The 698-nt window shown below is 46.0% G+C and carries 1 protein-coding gene; it reads right to left on the bottom strand.

Going from position 1 to position 698, the window contains the following annotated elements; all coding sequences use genetic code 11:
• On the bottom strand, positions 1-698 hold a 698-nt coding region (locus R8N47_RS25275), incomplete at both ends, for a methyltransferase (protein ID WP_318186118.1).

Genomic DNA, 698 nt, shown 5'->3' on the forward strand with positions numbered 1-698 from the left:
CTCAATAATTGGTGGGTATTTCAAGAAGCTGTTCGCAACAATGATCATCTCACCATGGTTTGAAAGATGTTGTGGCGCGTGACCTAACAGAGTTTCAGCCGCGTTGTAATTGGTGTCTAAACCACTGTGGAATGGTGGGTTGCTGATGATAAATCGGTAGTCATTGGCCGTATCTGAGTAAATGTCAGACGCAAACACGCGACCAGACAAACCGTTGGCTTCAAGCGTTGCTTGGCTTGAGGTGATGGCATACGCGTTGATGTCACACATCTCAATCGCAATTTCTGGGTTTGCTTTCGCCATGAACGCGCCTAAAACACCGGCACCACAACCAAAATCGAGCACTTTGCCTGACAAGTTAGGTAAGGTTTCCAGTAGTAGACGGCTGCCTAAGTCAAACTCACCATGACTGAATACGCCCGGTAAACTTTTTACTGTAAGTGACTGCTCACCAAGGGTTACCGTGTAAGACTTAAACCACTCTTCTTGATTGAATGGTTTTGGCTCATTTAAGCAATTACCCCAGTAGAAAGAGCAGCGGCGAGCTGAGTCGTATTTGTTCACAGGGCCATATTCTTTGAACATCTTTTCAATGCTCTTTACACCGGAACGGTTTTCACCGACAACGACAATCTCCGTGTTCACGCCCAGTTTAGCCATAAGCATCGCAAGCAAATATTCGGCTTCTGCTTTAGCTT

Source organism: Vibrio sp. 2132-1, from assembly GCF_033344315.1.